Source organism: Burkholderia sp. ABCPW 14, assembly GCF_001523835.1.
GTDB classification, from domain to species: Bacteria; Pseudomonadota; Gammaproteobacteria; order Burkholderiales; family Burkholderiaceae; genus Burkholderia; species Burkholderia mayonis.
Genome location: NZ_LOVS01000066.1, coordinates 85,256 through 101,668 on the forward strand (window position 1 = coordinate 85,256; position 16,413 = coordinate 101,668).

The 16,413-nt window shown below is 68.4% G+C and carries 11 protein-coding genes and 1 pseudogene; 7 read left to right on the forward strand and 5 right to left on the reverse strand.

Annotated features, from left to right (window positions below):
• Nucleotides 1-91: 91 nt before the first annotated feature.
• Complete coding sequence (locus WS62_RS09235; RefSeq protein ID WP_066570413.1) at nt 92-1,003, forward strand: LysR family transcriptional regulator; 912 nt, start codon at nt 92-94, stop codon at nt 1,001-1,003.
• Nucleotides 1,004-1,461: 458 nt separating this feature from the next.
• Here WS62_RS09235 and WS62_RS09240 read toward each other — a convergent pair whose 3' ends face one another.
• Nucleotides 1,462-2,148 carry a hydrolase gene (locus WS62_RS09240; RefSeq protein ID WP_059597333.1) on the reverse strand — a complete coding sequence of 229 codons (687 nt, stop codon included), beginning with the start codon at nt 2,146-2,148 and terminating at the stop codon, nt 1,462-1,464.
• A gap of 561 nt (nt 2,149-2,709) precedes the next feature.
• On the opposite strand from WS62_RS09240, the gene WS62_RS09245 reads away from it, so the two are divergent.
• The 3 genes from WS62_RS09245 (at nt 2,710) to WS62_RS09255 (ending at nt 7,315) form a co-directional block, all read left to right on the forward strand.
• Entirely contained in the window at nt 2,710-3,033 is a 324-nt protein-coding gene (locus tag WS62_RS09245; RefSeq protein WP_066570415.1) for a XapX domain-containing protein, read from the forward strand.
• The gene (locus WS62_RS09250) at nt 3,026-4,924 is read left to right on the forward strand and encodes an amidohydrolase (protein WP_066570417.1); all 1,899 of its coding nucleotides are present in this window, start codon (nt 3,026-3,028) and stop codon (nt 4,922-4,924) included. Before WS62_RS09245 ends, WS62_RS09250 begins: the two co-directional genes overlap by 8 nt.
• Before the next feature lie 411 nt (nt 4,925-5,335).
• On the forward strand, nt 5,336-7,315 hold the full coding sequence (locus WS62_RS09255; RefSeq protein ID WP_066570430.1) for an ATP-binding protein: 1,980 nt from the start codon (nt 5,336-5,338) through the stop codon (nt 7,313-7,315).
• Nucleotides 7,316-7,719: 404 nt separating this feature from the next.
• On the opposite strand, the gene WS62_RS09260 is transcribed toward WS62_RS09255, so the two are convergent.
• From WS62_RS09260 to WS62_RS09270, 3 genes are read right to left on the reverse strand one after another with little or no spacing between them, the layout of a single operon-like run.
• On the reverse strand, nt 7,720-9,984 hold the full coding sequence (locus WS62_RS09260; RefSeq protein WP_066570438.1) for a xanthine dehydrogenase family protein molybdopterin-binding subunit: 2,265 nt from the start codon (nt 9,982-9,984) through the stop codon (nt 7,720-7,722).
• Nucleotides 9,974-10,492, reverse strand: a complete 519-nt coding sequence (locus tag WS62_RS09265; RefSeq protein ID WP_066570441.1) for a (2Fe-2S)-binding protein — start codon at nt 10,490-10,492, stop codon at nt 9,974-9,976. The genes WS62_RS09260 and WS62_RS09265 overlap by 11 nt, the downstream gene beginning before the upstream one ends.
• The gene (locus WS62_RS09270; protein WP_066570444.1) at nt 10,489-11,769 is read right to left on the reverse strand and encodes a c-type cytochrome; all 1,281 of its coding nucleotides are present in this window, start codon (nt 11,767-11,769) and stop codon (nt 10,489-10,491) included. The genes WS62_RS09265 and WS62_RS09270 overlap by 4 nt, the downstream gene beginning before the upstream one ends.
• Before the next feature lie 1,073 nt (nt 11,770-12,842).
• Here WS62_RS09270 and WS62_RS09280 point away from each other — a divergent pair.
• Together WS62_RS09280 and WS62_RS09285 are read left to right on the forward strand one after the other, a co-directional pair.
• Entirely contained in the window at nt 12,843-13,484 is a 642-nt protein-coding gene (locus WS62_RS09280) for an HD domain-containing protein (protein ID WP_066570449.1), read from the forward strand.
• Nucleotides 13,485-13,505: 21 nt separating this feature from the next.
• Nucleotides 13,506-14,552: pseudogene (locus tag WS62_RS09285) on the forward strand (alginate export family protein); the annotation flags it as partial.
• Between the two features lie 457 nt (nt 14,553-15,009).
• Here WS62_RS09285 and WS62_RS36135 read toward each other — a convergent pair.
• Entirely contained in the window at nt 15,010-15,276 is a 267-nt protein-coding gene (locus WS62_RS36135) for a hypothetical protein (protein WP_156440919.1), read from the reverse strand.
• Between the two features lie 138 nt (nt 15,277-15,414).
• Between WS62_RS36135 and WS62_RS09295 the strand changes: the two genes are divergently transcribed.
• Nucleotides 15,415-16,236, forward strand: coding sequence for an alpha/beta fold hydrolase (locus tag WS62_RS09295; RefSeq protein WP_066570541.1), 822 nt, complete (start codon nt 15,415-15,417; stop codon nt 16,234-16,236).
• The last annotated feature ends 177 nt before the right edge of the window (nt 16,237-16,413 follow it).

A 16,413-nucleotide genomic window follows, 5' to 3' on the forward strand; every position in this document is an offset into this window, starting at 1 on the left:
ATTGGCATGTGCACAGCGTAGACGGCGCGGATAAGATGCAGAATGCCGGCAAAAAGCAAACCGGCGTTGCGCGATTCGCAATAGGAACGATATGGACAAGCTACTTGCGTTGCAGACTTTTACCGTCGTCGCCGACACGGGCGGCTTCTCGAAAGCCGCAAGGCAGCTCGGCACCGCGACGTCGTCGGTGACGCGGCTGATGGATGCGCTGGAGGCGTCGCTCGGCGTGACGCTGCTCACGCGCACGACGCGCCACGTGACGCTCACCGACGCCGGCGCGACCTATCTCGACCAGGTCGGCGGCCTGCTGTCGCAACTCGTCGAGGCCGACGAGAGCGTGGCCGACGCCGGCGGCGAGCCCGTCGGCACGCTGCGCGTATCGGTGCCCGTCACGTATGCGCGCATCGTCCTCGGCCCGCATCTGTCGGCGTTTCTCGATGAATATCCGCGCGTGTCGCTCGATCTCGTCGTGTCGGACGCCTATCTCGATCTCGCGACCGACCGCATCGACGTCGCCGTGCGGATCGGCGCGCCGGCGCAAGATCCAGGCCTCGTCGTGCGCAAGCTGATGGAGAATCGGCGCATCGTCGTCGCGAGCCACGACTATCTCGACACGATGGGCACGCCCGTCGCGCCTGGCGATCTCGCGTCGCATCGGTGCCTGCGCTTCCCGTATCGGCAGGGGCGGCAAAGCTGGACGTTCAGCCGGGACGGTCAATCGGACAAGGTCGAAATCAACGGCAGGCTGACGGCGAACAGCCTCGACGTCCTGCGCGAAAGCGTGCTGAGCGGGCAGGGCATCGCGCTCGTGCCGACGTGGCTCGTGCATGACGACATCGTCGCGGGCCGCATGCTGCCGTTGTTCGAATCGTGGTGCGTGACGCCGCCGGGCGGCGGCGCGCAGGTCTATGCGGCGTATCTGCCGAACCGGCGGCATTCGCGGAAGGTGCGGACGTTCATCGCGTTTCTCGCTGAGCGCATGCCCGATGCGCTCGACGGCTGAAGGAATGCGCGGGCGTGCGCATCGACGCCGAGGCGGGCGCGCCGTCGATGCGATGGCGCGCGGTTGCGCGCCACCGCGCGAACACGTCCGGCGTGGGATGACGCGCTACGCCGGGCGGGGGGCGTGTCGGCGGCGACGGCCGAGGTCGCGCTCACGACGAGCAATTCGTGACGCGACGGATTGTCGGCGTGCGGTTGCGCTGCTGCTTGTGCGCGCGTTTTTTATATCCGGACGGATAGGGCGGGGAAGCGATCGCGTGCTCGTGCACGCGGGATGAACTCGCGCTTGCACGCGCGAGATGGCCGCGCGCTTGCGTACGCGGCCAGATGGCGACGAACTCGATTGAATCGGCGGCCGAGAACCTAATCGGAAACCAAAACGGAGACGAGAACGACGGCCGAAACCGCCGGCGCGTCAGCCTGCACGACGGACGCATCGCGCTCGACCGCCCGCCCGGATCAGCGCGCCGGAACCGGCGCCAGCACGTCGTGCGCGTTCGCGGTGCGCTGCTGCGCCTTGTGAACCATCGTGTACGCATAGTCGACGCCCATGCCGTACGCGCCCGAGTGCTCCTTCACGAGCTTCATCACGGCGTCGTACGTGTCGCGGTGCGCCCAGTCGCGCTGCCATTCGAGCAGCACCTGCTGCCACGTGACCGGCACGACGCCCGCCTGGATCATCCGCTGCATCGCGAAGTCGTGCGCGTCCTTGCTGGTGCCGCCCGATGCGTCGGCGACCATGTAGATCTCGTAGCCGCCTTCCGCCATCGCGCACAGCGCGAACGTCGTGTTGCAGACTTCCGTCCAGAGGCCGGACACGACGATCTTCTTGCGTCCGTTGGCCTTCAGCGCGTCGCGCACTTTCTGGTCGTCCCACGAATTCATCGACGAGCGTTCGAGCAACGTGTGGTCGGGGAACACGTCGAGCAGCTCCGGATACGTGAAGCCGGAGAACGATTCCGATTCGACGGTCGTGATCGTGGTCGGGATGTTGAAGAGCTTCGCGGCCTTCGCAAGCCCAACGACGTTGTTCTTCAGCGTCTGGCGATCGATCGACTGAACGCCGAACGCCATTTGCGGCTGCTGATCGATGAAGATCATCTGGCTGTTGTGCGGAGTGAGGACTTCGAGCTTCGGATCGGACATGACAGTCTCCGGGTGACGCCGTTCAAGGCGGGATTGAAGAAAGACGTTTGATGCGCTGCGATTGCGCGCATCGCGCGCATCGTTTCGGGATCGAGTGCGAACGCGTCGCGCGCCGGCGAAATCGCGCGATGCGTCGAGGCTGAGCAGACGGTGCGTGCTCCGACGGTCCGCGTCGAAGAGCGGTCATGTCGAGAGCCAACGATTCGCTGCGGGATGGATGCTAGACGGTGAATGTCCGGCCGTCTTGAAGAATAGTGCGCAAACTTGGCGAGGAGTCCGATGAACGTCGCGCGTTCGCGTACATGCGGCGCGAACGCGGCCGAAGCCGATGCTGCTGCGTCGCCGCATCGTTTCCGCCGATGCCGCGTGCGGGTCCGGAAGCGGCGCGCCGCATCGCTATCGTTCAAATCTCGCGACTAACGTTCAATACGAGAACGTTTGCAAATGCGATAGTCCGTCGCGACGGATCGAGACACGTGTTAGCCGAGCGCATGTCCGTCGCTCGCGCGCCTGCTTCGCATCTCGACGACGCAGACGGCCACTTCATTCGGATTCCCCATCATGAAAGTCTATGTTTTGTCGCTCGCCATGGGATTGCTCGTCGGCATCATCTACGGCGTATTCAACGTGCGCTCGCCGGCGCCTCCCGTGATCGCACTCGTCGGCCTGCTCGGCATTCTCGCCGGCGAGCAGGTGCCGCCGCTCGTCAAGCGGCTGGTGGGCAACGCCGAGACGTCGACCTCGTGGTATCAGCACCAGGTCAAACCGCACATGTTCGGGCAACTGCCGACCTGCCCGAAGGCGCCGAACGAGCCGAGCGCACCCGCGCAGGTCGCGGCCGCCCGTCAACCCGATTCGCAACCCGGAGAGCAGCGCCATGGCTGACATTGCCGCACAACCGACCCCCGACCTGATCCTGCATCGCGGGCGCTTCACGACACTCGACCGCGCGAATCCGGCCGCGAGCGCGGTCGCGATCAAGGACGGCCGATTCGTTGCCGTCGGCGGCGACGAAGTGCTCGCGTCAGCGGGACCGAACACCCGGATCGTCGATCTGCAAGGCAAGGGCGTGCTGCCGGGCCTGATCGACAACCATCTGCACATCATCCGCGGCGGCCTGAACTTCAACATGGAGCTGCGCTGGGACGGCGTGCGCAGCTTGGCCGACGCGCTGGCCATGCTGCGCCGCCAGGTGGCCGTTACGCCCGCGCCGCAATGGGTGCGCGTGGTCGGCGGCTTCACCGAGCATCAGTTCGCCGAGAAGCGTCTGCCGACGATCGACGAACTGAATGCGGTCGCGCCCGACACGCCGGTCTTCATCCTGCATCTGTACGATCGCGCGCTGCTGAACGGCGCTGCGCTGCGCGCGGTGGGGTATGCGAAGGGCACGCCGGAGCCGCCGGGCGGCCAGATCATGCGCGATGCGGCCGGCAATCCGACCGGGCTGCTGCTCGCCAAGCCGAATGCCGCGATCCTGTACGCGACGCTCGCGAAGGGGCCGAAGCTGCCGTTCGAATACCAGTTGAACTCGACGCGGCACTTCATGCGCGAGCTGAACCGGCTCGGCGTGACGGGCGCGATCGATGCGGGCGGCGGCTTCCAGAACTATCCGGACGACTACGCGGTCATCCAGCAGCTCGCGAAGGACGGACAACTGACGATCCGCCTCGCATACAACCTGTTCACGCAGAAACCGAAGGACGAGAAGCAGGACTTCCTGAACTGGACAGAGACGTCGAAGTACCACGACGGCACCGACTATTTCCGCCACAACGGCGCGGGCGAGATGCTGGTGTTCTCGGCGGCCGATTTCGAGGACTTCCGCGAGCCGCGTCCCGATCTGCCGGCCGAAATGGAAGGCGAGCTCGAAGCGGTCGTGCGCGTGCTCGCGCAGAATGGCTGGCCGTGGCGTCTGCATGCGACCTATGACGAGACGATCAGCCGCGCGCTCGACGTGTTCGAGCGCGTGAATCGGGACATTCCGCTCGAAGGCCTCAACTGGTTCTTCGATCACGCGGAGACGATTTCCGAGGAATCGATCGACCGGATCGCGGCGCTGGGCGGCGGGATCGCGGTGCAGCACCGGATGGCGTATCAGGGCGAGTACTTCGTCGAGCGCTACGGCCCGGGCGCCGCGCAAGCGACGCCGCCCGTCAGGCGGATGCTCGACAAGGGCGTCAAGGTGTCGGCCGGCACCGACGCGACGCGCGTCGCGTCGTACAACCCGTGGGTTTCGTTGGCATGGCTGATCACCGGCAAGACGGTCGGCGGCATGTCGCTCTACCCGCGTGCGAATTGTCTCGATCGCGAGACCGCGCTGCGGATGTGGACCGAGAACGTCACGTGGTTCTCGAACGAGGTCGGCAAGAAAGGCCGGATTCAGGTCGGGCAGCTCGCCGATCTGATCGTGCCCGATCGCGACTTCTTCGCGTGCGCGGAATCCGATATCGCGGATACGACCTCGCTGCTGACCGTCGTTGGCGGCAAGGTCGTGTACGGCGCGGGGCCGTTCGCCGATGTCGACGAAGGCGCGCCGCCGCCCGCGATGCCGGACTGGTCGCCCGCGCGCATGTTCGGCGGCTATGCGGGATGGGCGGACAAAGCCGGCGGCGCGTCGCTGCAGCAGGTCGTCCGGCATGCGGCGCAGGCATGCGCATGCGCGAACAATTGCGGCATTCACGCGCATCGGCATGCGACCGCGTGGAGCAGCAAGCTGCCGGTCGCCGATCTGAAGAGCTTCTGGGGCGCGCTCGGCTGCTCGTGCTGGGCGGTATGACCGCGTGCGGCGCGTGACGTGACGGTCGCGTCGCGCGTCGCCGCTTCGCAGCGCCCGATCGACGCGCCTGGTTGCGTCGCCCGCGGCGGAGCATCGGCCCGATCGATTCGACGATGCGCATGCCGAGCGCGAGCGCGAGCGGGTTCGAACGGATGACAGCGCGATGCCGAGGGCGCGGACATCGCGCCCGATGACGAACGGGAACGCGCGGGTCGCCCGTTCGTGCGCCGCCATAGGGGATCGCGCGCGCCGGCTTGCCCGATCCTGCATGCGTCGCGTGCGGCCAAGCGTCGACCCGGAGGGCGGGCGGCGCGCCGCTCAACCGATTCGAGCGGGCGCCTCGCATGCGTTCGCGCTCGGTCCGGAAGCGCTCGTTTCGTATCGATTCATTCACTACTCGCGCTGATAGACATGTCTGCAGAAGCCACGATCGCGCTCGGTCGCTTCGAACTCGATATGGACAGGCGGGTCCTCACGGACGACGGTGACATCGTCCACATCGGCTCGCGCGCGTTCGACATCCTCGCGGCGCTCGCGTCGGCCGACGGGCGGCTCGTGACGAAGGACGAGCTGATGCAGGCCGTCTGGCCGGATACCGTCGTCGAGGAAAACAACATCCAGGTGCATCTGTCCGCGGTGCGCAAGGCGCTCGGACGGGATCGCGATCTCATCATCACCATTCCCGGCCGCGGCTATCAACTGGTGCAGCGGCGCCGGGAAGCGGCCGTCGCCGCCGTGCCGCGTACGCCGGCATTGGCGACGCGCGGGCTGCCGACGCAGAAGATCCGTCTGATCGGCCGCGACGACGACGTGAAGCAGGCGCGCGAGATGCTCGATCGCACTCGCGTGTTGACGCTGACGGGCGCGGGCGGCATCGGCAAGACGAGCCTCGGCATCGAGGTCGCGCGCGGCTATGCGGCGAGCGGCGCGGCGGACGTGTGCTTCGTCGAGCTCGCCGCGTCGGCCGACGAGGCAACGGTGCTCGCGGCGCTCGCCGAGGCCTGTGGCGTGTCGTCGGCCGGCTCCGGGGTCGACGCGGCGGGAATCGCGAGCGCGCTCGCGGGGCCGCGCCGGTTGCTCGTGCTGGACAACGCCGAGCAGGTGATCGCCGACGTGGCCGCGATCGTCGAGACGCTGATCGCGACGAACGATGCGCTGCGCGTGCTCGTGACGAGCCGCGAGCCGCTGCGGATCGTGCCCGAGGCGGTGTTTCGGGTCGATCCGCTCGACGTGCCCGCCGCGAATGCGGACGACGCCGGCATCCTCGCGCGCTCGGCCGTCCGGCTGTTCTTCTCGCGCGCGAACGCGCTGCAGCGCACGCCCGGCATGCAGTCCGCCGAAATTCGCATCGCCGGCGAAATATGCCGCCGGCTCGACGGCATTCCGCTCGCGATCGAACTCGCGGCCGCGCGCGCGGCGACGCTCGGGCTCGAAGGCGTGTACCGCCGCCTCGACGATCGCCTCGCGTTGCTCGGCGGCGGCCATCGAACCGCGCTGCCGCGCCACCAGACGCTGCGTGCGACGTTCGACTGGAGCTTCGCGCTCCTCGACCGGCCCGCGCGCGCCGTGTTCCGGCGGCTCGCGATGTTCGGCGGGCTGTTCACGTTCGATGCGATGTGCGCGGTCGTGTGCGATGCCGAGCTGACGATCGGCGGCGTGATTGCCGCGATCGACGAGCTCGTCGCCAAATCGCTCGTCGCCGTGGAATTCGACGGGCCGGTCGCCAAGTACCGGCTGTCCGAGTCGACGCGCGCGTACGCACTCGAAAAGCTGATGGCCGAAGGCGAGCGGCATCAGGTCGCCGCGCGCCATGCGCGCTATCTGACCGCCTGTTTTGACGCGGGCGCGGCCGGCCGTGCGCGCATCGAAGACGCGTCGGCGCTGCGCCAGACGCTCGACGACGCGTGCGGCGCATTCGACTGGGCGTTCTCGCCGGGCGGCAATCCGGGACTCGGCATCGAGCTTGCGACGAGCCTCGTCGGCGCGCTGCTCGACGGCGGGATGATCGATGAGTGCGGCAAGCGCGACGCGCTCGCGCATTGCAGCGGCAGCGGCGAGGCGCTGTTTCTGCCGGAAATGTGGCGTGCGCTCGGCGTGGCTGCGTATGCGCAGGCACAGGCGCGAGACGGGCCGGACGGCGTCGATGCGGGCCGCTTCGATGCGGCGCATGCATGTTTTCGGGAGGCGATCGATCTGGCGCGCGCGCAGGGCGCGGCGACGCGGACGCTGCGCGCGACGATCGCGCAGGCGCGGCTGCTGCTGGCCGACGGACGTGCGCATGAAGCCGCCGACACGCTTCACGCGTTGGCCGCGCACTTCGATCCGGCTTCGCGCGCGCGGGATGCCCGCCAGCCGTTCGAACTCGTCGCGACGCTGCCGGCCGATTCGTGATCGCCGTGGCGTGCGGATATGCGCGCCGCGACATCGGATATGCGGCGCCGCTTCGACGCCGCGACGCGCACACCGCGCGTCGCCGCACGATGAGCGCGTTGCGCCGATCGACGCAATGCCGCCTGCCGGGCCAATCGCGCGGACCGGACGCGCGGCGCCAGCCGAACCAACTGAACCAACTGAGCCAACTGAGCCAACTGAGCCAACTGAGTCAACTGAGCCAACTGAGCCAACTGAGTCAACTGAGCCAACTGAGCCAACTGAGCCAACTGAGCCAACTGAGTCAACTGAGCCAACTGAGCCAACTGAGTCAACTGAGCCGATTGGGCCAGCCGAGTCAACCGTACGAACCGCGCAAACCGAGCCAGCCCGCAAGCATCCGCGCGAATCGCATCCGCGCGGCGTCATGCTTCGATCAGCTTGCGAAGCGTGTCGCCGCCGAGCGGCATGTCGCGCAGACGTTTGCCTGTCGCATCGAACAGCGCATTCGCGATCGCGCCCGCGGTCGGCCCCATCGCCGCTTCGGCGACGCCGAGAAACGGCATGCCCGGACGATCGATCAGGTGCACGTTCAACCGGCTCGGCGCGGCCGAGAACCGCAGGATCGGATAGCTGCTCCAGTCGAAGCTGCGGATGCGCGCGGTGTCGTATTGCAGCGATTCGTACAGCGTCCAGCTCGCGGATTGAATGATTCCGCCTTCGATCTGATTGCGCACGCCGTCGGGATTGACGATCTGGCCGGCATCGACGGCGACTTCCGCATGTTCGAGCACGACCTGTCCCGTCTCGCGCACGACCGAGATCTCGACGGCCATCGCGACGTAAGCCATCAGATTCTTGTACTTGCCGAACGCGAAGCCCACGCCGCGCACCGGTTGCCGCGGCGGGCGCGGCCAGCCGAAGCGCTGCGCGGCGAGTGCGATGACGTCGCGCGCGCGCGGATCCTGCATGTGCTTCAGGCGGAACGCGACGGGATCTTCTTGCGCCGCCTGTGCGAGCTCGTCGATGAAGCTCTCGATCGAGAAGACGTTCATGTGCGCGCCGAGCGAGCGCATCGCCGACGTGTTGAGCGGCATCGTCGGCGAGAAGTGGTTCGTCACGCGCAGATTCGGGAACGTGTAGAGCGGAATCGCGTTGCGGTCGCCGCCGCCTTCCGGCTGCACCATCGGCACCGACGGCGCGGGCGTGAACGGATGCTCGAGCATCGTCGCCGGCACGAGCCGGCCCGCATTGACGATCCGTTCGTTGTGCGAGCTGCTCCACAGCGCATAGCGCCAGTCGACGATCTTGCCGCTCGCGTCGAGCGACGCGCTGACTTCAGTGACCATCGCCGGCGTGAAGTGATCCCACGTGTGTTCCTGCTCGCGCATCCATTGCACGCGGATCGGATGGCCGGGCATCGCGCGGGCGATCAGCGCCGCGTGCGCGGCCACGTCGTCGGCGCCATTGTGGCCATAGCAGCCGGAGCCTTCCGCATGGATGCAGCGAATCTGCCGCTTCGGCAGCGACAGCAGTTCCGCGAGCGCATCGCGCAGCGGATAGACGCCCTGCGAATGCGTCCAGACCGTCATCCTGCCCGCGTCGAATTGCGCGATCGCGCATGACGGACCGATCGAGCCGTGCATCAGATACGGCTTCGTATAGCGTGCGTTCAGCGTCTTCACGGTCGCGCCGGCCGGCGCGCGCACGGTCGCGATGTCGATCCGCCGCGTCGCGATCCGCTCGAGATCCCGATGCACGGTCGCGCGATCGGGCAGCGCGCGGCCGGCGCTCCAGCGGCACGTCGCGGCGAGCGCGCGCTGCGCGCTGACCGCCTGCCACTCGCCGCGTGCGACGACGGCGAGCAGGCTGCCGTCGCGCACGATCCTGACGACGCCCGGCAGCCGCGACATGTTCGCTTCGTCGAAACCCTCCAACTGCGCGCCGTAGACAGGCGGCAGCACGACGCGCGCATGCAGCATGCCGGGCAGGCGCATGTCCTGCACGTAGCTCGCGCCGCCCGACACCTTCGCCGGAATGTCGACACGCGGCAGCGACGTGCCGATCACGCGGAACGTGCCGGGGTCCTTCAGCGGCGACGCGGCCGATGCGGTGCGATGCAGGTCGACGAATCCGACCGCCTCGCCGAAGGTCATCCGACGGCCGTCGCGGGCGGCGATGACGCCGTCGCGCGTCGTGAGCGTGTCGCTCGCGACGCCGAGGCGGCGCGCCACCGCATCGACGAGCAGGCCGCGCACCTGCGCGGCCGCGTTCAGCAGTGCGCCGCCGCTGTCCGCCATCGTGTGGCTGCCCGCCGTGAGCCCTTCGTCCGGCGACGCGCCGGTGTCGGCGGTCAGGAACGTGATCAGCGCGGGCGCCATGTTCAGCTCCTCGGCGGCGACCTGCAGCAGCGCGGTGCGCACCCCGGTGCCGAGCTCGACCTTGCCGGTGAAGACGGTCACCTTGCCGCTCGGATCGATCTTGATCCACGCGTCGAGGAACGGGTTCGACTTCAGGCTGCCGGCGAGCGCCTGCGTCGCCTTCGAGATGCGGACCGCCGCGCCTTCGTCCGCGATCACCATCTGCGCGAGCGCGGGCGCGGCGGGCGTGAGGCTGAACGTGACGAACAGCGAGCCGGACAGCAGGAACCGGCGGCGGCGCGGATCGAAATCGGCGTCGTCATGCTTCATGCGCGGCTCCTTTGCCGTTCGTGGCCGCGTTCGCGGCGGCGGTGCCGGAGGGCGGCGCGATGCCGGCCGCCTGGCGGATCGCCGCGAGGATCCGCGTGTGCGTGCCGCAGCGGCAGAGGTTCGGCTCCATGTGCGCGCGCAACTCGTGCTCGGTCGGCTTCGGATGGCGTTCGAGCAGCGCCTGCGCGCGCATGATCATGCCTGCGATGCAGTAGCCGCACTGCGCGGCCTGATGGTCGATGAAGGCCTTCTGCAAAGGTCCGGGCCGCTCGGCGCTGCCGAGACTTTCGATCGTTCTGACCGGCCGCGCGCCGATCGACGCGACGGGCAGCAGGCACGAGAAGACGGGCTGGTCGCCGACGATGACCGTGCACGCGCCGCATTGTCCGAGGCCGCAGCCGAACTTCGCGCCGTGCAGGTTCAGGTCGTCGCGCAGCGCGTAGAGCAGCGGCGTCGACGGATCGGTGTCGAGCGCGTGCGTGACGCCGTTCACGGTTAATTGAATCATCGGGATGCGTTCTCCTTCCTGAGCGTCGAGACCGTCGCGTCGACGCCCGTCCACGGCCCGCGGCTCGAATAGGCGGCGCGCACGTACTGCGCGAGATCGGCGATCTGCTCGTCGCTGTAGACGTCGCCGAACGGCGGCATGTAGTTGACGGCCCGTTCGCCTTCCCACGTGATGCCGCCGATGATCATCTGCGCGAGGTTGCGGGGCGTGTCCGCGTTGACCGCGGTGCTGAGCGCGAGGCTCGGGCGTTCGCCGATCGATTGCATCGGCGCGTTCGGGCCGTGACACTGCGCGCACGACGCGGCGAAGATCGTCGCGCCGCGCCGCGCCGGCTCCGTCATCGACCGGGCCTCGGCCGGAATCGCGTGCGGCGCGTCGCCGGTCTGCGGTTTTTGCAGCGACAGCAGGTAGGTCGCGATCGCGTCGACGTCCTCGCGCGGCAACGTCGCCAGCTCGCGCGTGACGGGCAGCATCGGACCCGCCGCGGCGCCGTGCTCGCTCGAACGCCCGGTACCGAGATAGGTCACGAGCGCGTCCCGCGTCCACGGGCGCGCCGCGCCCGTCAGCCGGTTGAGCGCGGGCGCGTCCCAGCCGTCGACGAGACCGCCGTCGAATGCGCGGCCGGACTGTTCGCCGCCGATCGCATCGAGCGGCGAATGGCACGCGGCGCAGTGCCCGAGGCCTTCGACGAGATGACGGCCGCGATTCCATTCGACGGTCTTCGACGCGTCCGCCGCGAGCGTGCCGGGACGCAGAAAGAGCACGTTCCAGAACGCGACGAGCGGACGGAAATTCAGCGGGAACATCAGCCGGTTCGCCGGCGCGGTTGCCTTCACCGGCTCGCGGTTCATCAGGTACGCATAGGCGGCGAGGATCTCGCGGTCCGTCATCCGCGTGAAATGGACGTAAGGAAACGCCGGATAGAGCAGATGTCCGTCGCGCGAAACGCCGCGGCGCATTGCGCGCGCGAATGCATCGATCGACCACGCGCCGATGCCGGTTTCGGGGTCGGGGGTGATGTTGGTCGCGAAGATCGTGCCGAACGGCGTCGCGAGCGCGCGGCCGCCCGCGAACGGCCGGCCGTCGTTCGCGGTGTGACAGACGACGCAATCGCCGAGCGCGACGACGCGCGCGCCTTCCTGCCGGAGCGCAGGGTCGAATGCCGATGCGGCGGGGCGCTCGACTGGTGCGATCGCGGGTTTCCACATCCGGTAGCCGGCCGCCAGCGCGCCGACGACCGCGATGCCCGCGCAAACAAGGATCAGGGGCCGGCGCATCGTCGATTCCGCCGGCGTTGTGCGAGGCGGCCGCGCGCGTGCCGGCCAGTCGCATCGGGGCGGCCGCCGCGGCGCGTCGCGAGCGCGCGCCCGCGCCCGCTCGCATGGCCGACGTGTTGCGGCGTCGGCGCGCGAAGACGCTCGGCGTGCGGCGAGGCCGTCGGCGGAGCGCCCGTCCGGACGGCGGCAGGGGCCATGTCGCGAGTGGAAGGTGGAAGCAAGGTCTATCTCCTGGCGAGCGTCGCCGCCGCATCGCGGCAACGGTGACGCGAGCGGGTTCTTCGCAAAGCGGGTTTCAGCATGCGCCGTTTGCGCGGACCGTGCATGGCGCGCGTGCGCCGCCCGCGCCGATCGAGCGATGGGTATTGCCGGTATTGCCGTACAGGTTAGTGAAGCAAACCGCGTGCGTCCTGAAGCGGTGCTGAATCGTTGCTAATTTCGGCGAGGTGCTTGGCCGTGGTCCTCGGCGGTGATGCGCGGGCGGCGCCGCGTCGCGTCCGCGAAGCCGGAGTCGGAGTCGGAGTCGGAGTCGGAGGCAAAGGCAAAGGCAAAGGCAAAGGCACGAAAAATGGGGCTGATCGGCCCGCGCGGGCAATTGATGCCGCAAGATCGCCGCCACCGTCGCCATCGGCATTTCGCACCGCGCTCGCCGGAATTCCTCGATGAACCTTTTAACGGCCGCGTCGTTACGCTTTGACCATGTCGTCGGTCAGCCGGATTGCCGGCTTCGTTGGCGCGAAGTCATTCGGTAGCCGTCGCGGGCACCGTCGAAAACGATGGCAAGCGTGGCGGCGTGCGTTGAGTGTCGAGTGTCGGGCGGCGTGCGGATCGGCGAAACCGGACGGACGTCGCCGCGACACGACCGCACGACCGCACGACCGCACGACCGCACGACCGCACGACCGCACGACCGCACGACCGCACGACCGCACGACCGCACGACCGCACGACCGCACGACCGCCGCCGTCGCGATCGGTCGACACGCCGCTGTCCCCCCATGACGCCGTCTCGGCGAGATCACTCGGCCGTCGCGCGTCGGCGGTGCGACGAGCATCGACGTAGAGGAGATGACATGACCCGGCGCGTGGCGGGGATCGAGATTCCCGACAGTGGGATCGCATGTGCGGCGACCGCGCGGACGCGTTGCGCGGAGGCGGAATGGATGTTCAACCACGCGGTCCGGCGCTTTCTGTTCGGGATGCTCGCCGGGCGGCGCGACCGGATCGCGTGCAACGCGGAGCTGCTCTATGTCGCCGCGCTGTTCCATAACGCCGGATTGCACGTCGAGCATCGGCATTCGGCGCGCCGGTTCGAGATCGATGGCGCCGACGCCGCGCGCGATTTCCTGCGTCGGCGCGGCGCGAACGAAGCCGACGCCGCCGACGTGTGGGACGCGATCGCATTGCATACGACGCCGGGCATCGCGGAGCACAAGTCGCCGCTCGTCGCGCTGATGCACGCCGGCGTGCAGATGGACGCGCGCGGCCTCGGCTACGCGACCTTCGACCCGGGCGCGCGCGATGCGATCGTTCGCGCGTACCCGCGCGATCCGGGTTTCAAGGAAAGCATCCTCGGAGCGTATGCGCGCGGGATGGCGCACCGGCCGCACACGACATTCGGCACGGTCAACGCGGACATGCGCGATCGCTGGGACCCGAACTATCGCCGGCTGAACTTCTGCGGACTCGTCCTCGGCTCCGACTGGCCGGACTGAACGCCGCGCGGACGCGCAGCGCGCGTGTTCGTGCAGATCGAGGACGCGCGCACGTTCGACAAGGACAACGTCGGCCTCGTCGATCGCAATCGCCTGGATCTGCGTCAGGCGTTCGTGACCTACTCCGACGCGATCGGGCCCGGAGTGTTCAAGGCGCGGATCGGCCGTCAGGAGATGGCGTTCGATTTGCGGCGCTTCGTGTCGGTGCGCGACGGCCCGAACGTGCGCCAGGCGTTCGACGGCATCTGGGCCGACTGGGAAGCGGGGCCGTGGCGCTTCATCGGCTATGCGACGCAGCCCGTTCAGTACCGCGACGACAAAGCGTTCGACGACGTGTCGAACCGCAACCTCACGTTCAGCGGCGTGCGCGTCGAGCGTCAGGGCGTGGGGCCGGGCGACCTGTCCGCGTATTACTCGCGGTACAACCGGGCGCAGGCGCAGTTTCTCGACGGCGCGGGCGCCGAGCACCGGGACGTGTTCGATCTCCGGTACGCAGGCAAGAAGCAGAACGTCGACTGGGATGTCGAAGGCATGATCCAGTCGGGGCACGTCGGTTCGCAGCGCATCGCGGCGTGGGCGATTGGCTCGCTCGCCGGCTATACGTTCGCGGACGTGCGCTGGACGCCGCGAGTCGGCTTGCAGGTCGACGCGGCGTCGGGCGACCGGCATCCGCACGACGGCCGGATCGAGACGTTCAATCCGCTGTTTCCGAACGGCTACTACTTCGCGCTCGCCGGCTATACCGGCTACACGAACCTGATTCACGTGAAGCCGTCGCTTACGTTGAAGCCGAGCAGCACGCTCACGCTGCTCGCGGCCGTCGGGTTGCAGTGGCGCGCGACGACGGCGGACGCGGTCTACGCGCAAGGCGCGTCGCCCGTGCCCGGCACGGCGGGCCGGGGCGGCAAGTGGACCGGCTTCTACACGCAGCTGCGCGCCGATTGGGCGGTGACGGTGAATCTGGCGGCGGCACTCGAGATGGCGCACTTCCAGGTGGGCGACGCGATTCGCGCGGCGGGCGGGCGCAATGCGGATTATGTCGGCGCGGAGTTGAAATTCGGCTGGTAGCTACGTCGGCGTCGGCGTCGGCGTCGGCGGCGCGCGGGCGTGTCGCGTTCGCCGCGGCGCGGCCGCGCCGCGCCGCTCGTAAGCCGCAAATAGGGACGCGTCTCGGCCGCCGCCGCATCCCTCGGCCGAATGTGCGATCGAATGCGAAACGTTCGGCGAAGCGAGAACGGCGACGTCGATCCGGTGAATCGTATTGCCGCTTCGCGAACGATCGCGCGTCGCGCGGGGTGCGAAAGTCATCGCGTTGTCTTGACTGCATGCCGGGCCGGTGCGACGAAAATCAGCCCACTCGATCATGCGGGGCGAACACGAGGTCGTTGAGATTTCGACATGCCGAACTATGCTTCACTCCGGGCGACGTGATCGCGTCGTTCGGCGTCGGCGATGCGATGCTGAGCATCGGCGTTCACGTATGCGGTACTCGCCCGATCGCTGAATCATGAAAATTCAGGTTTGCTTAAGTACGGCGCGCGTGTCGCGCATTAATCTGCGCGTTGAACGTTGCGACGTCCGCATAAAAGCGATCGAGGCGAAGTCGCCGGGCGCGGCGGGCCGCGCCGCGCGCCATGCCGCGTGTCGCTTCGAGCGAGTGTCCTCGAAGCGAAGCGAGCATCGGTCGGGGCGCGTCGGACACTCGATGCGTCTCGTCATCGCACAAGGCACGCTGCTTGCGGCGTACGAACGCGCGGCGACGGCGGTTTCGGTTCATGGCGAATTGCAGCACGAATTGCGCTCGGCGCTGCCGCACGGCATCGAGCGGAGTTGCCGCGGCGCATGTCGCCGCGTTGAATGGCCTGTTGTTCGATCGGAGCGCATCGCATCGTGCGCCCGTCACCTCACTACTCACCAGGAGCGCACGCAGATGGACACGATCACGACGAAAGACGGCACGCGAATCTTCTACAAGGATTGGGGCACGGGGCGTCCGGTCGTGTTCTCGCACGGCTGGCCGCTGAATGCGGATGCGTGGGATGCGCAGATGCTGTTCCTCGCGCGGCACGGCTTTCGCGTGATCGCGCACGATCGCCGCGGCCACGGCCGTTCCGGCCAGCCGGCGACGGGCAACGACATGGATACCTACGCGGACGACCTCGCCGCGCTGCTCGACGCGCTCGACCTGCGCGAGGCGACGCTCGTCGGGCATTCGACGGGCGGCGGCGAAGTCGCGCGCTACATCGGCCGCCACGGCACGCAGCGCGTCGCGAAGGCCGTGCTGATCGGCGCTGTGCCGCCGATCATGCTGAAGACGGCTACGAATCCGGGCGGCCTGCCGATGGAGGTATTCGACGGCATCCGCAAGGGCGTCGTCGACAACCGCTCACAGTTCTATCGCGACGTCGCGCTGCCGTTCTTCGGCTTCAACCGGCCGGACGCGAAGGTGTCGCAAGGCACGATCGACGCGTTCTGGGCGCAAGGGGTGGCGGGCGGGATTCTCGGCCAGTACGCGTGCATCCGCGAGTTCTCAGAAGTGGATTACACGGAAGACCTGAAGAAGATCGACGTGCCGACGCTGATCCTGCACGGCGACGACGACCAGATGGTGCCGATCGACGCGTCCGCGCGCCTGTCCGCGAAGATCGTCGAGCACGCGACGCTGAAGGTGTACCCCGGCGGCTCGCATGGCATCTGCGTCACGCACGCGGATCAGGTCAACGCGGATCTGCTCGCGTTTCTCGAGTCGTAGCGGTGATATCGGCATTCGCAGCGGTTCGACGCCGCACATGCGTCGTCGCGAAGCTGGGCGCGAGGTCACGCGACGCGGGCGGCGCGCGACGCCGCGCGGTCGCGCGCCCGCGCCGGGCGGGCAGGCAGTCGGCGAGCGGGCCGGCGAGTCCGGCCGGCGTGGGCGTTGCACATGCGC

Excerpts from the sequence above, each read along its gene's own strand:
- WS62_RS09235 (WP_066570413.1), top strand. The coding sequence starts at position 92 with ATGGACAAGCTACTTGCGTTGCAGACTTTTACCGTCGTCGCCGACACG.
- WS62_RS09240 (WP_059597333.1), bottom strand. The coding sequence starts at position 2,148 with ATGTCCGATCCGAAGCTCGAAGTCCTCACTCCGCACAACAGCCAGATG.
- WS62_RS09245 (WP_066570415.1), top strand. The coding sequence starts at position 2,710 with ATGAAAGTCTATGTTTTGTCGCTCGCCATGGGATTGCTCGTCGGCATC.
- WS62_RS09250 (WP_066570417.1), top strand. The coding sequence starts at position 3,026 with ATGGCTGACATTGCCGCACAACCGACCCCCGACCTGATCCTGCATCGC.
- WS62_RS09255 (WP_066570430.1), top strand. The coding sequence starts at position 5,336 with ATGTCTGCAGAAGCCACGATCGCGCTCGGTCGCTTCGAACTCGATATG.
- WS62_RS09260 (WP_066570438.1), bottom strand. The coding sequence starts at position 9,984 with ATGAAGCATGACGACGCCGATTTCGATCCGCGCCGCCGCCGGTTCCTG.
- WS62_RS09265 (WP_066570441.1), bottom strand. The coding sequence starts at position 10,492 with ATGATTCAATTAACCGTGAACGGCGTCACGCACGCGCTCGACACCGAT.
- WS62_RS09270 (WP_066570444.1), bottom strand. The coding sequence starts at position 11,769 with ATGCGCCGGCCCCTGATCCTTGTTTGCGCGGGCATCGCGGTCGTCGGC.
- WS62_RS09280 (WP_066570449.1), top strand. The coding sequence starts at position 12,843 with ATGACCCGGCGCGTGGCGGGGATCGAGATTCCCGACAGTGGGATCGCA.
- WS62_RS09295 (WP_066570541.1), top strand. The coding sequence starts at position 15,415 with ATGGACACGATCACGACGAAAGACGGCACGCGAATCTTCTACAAGGAT.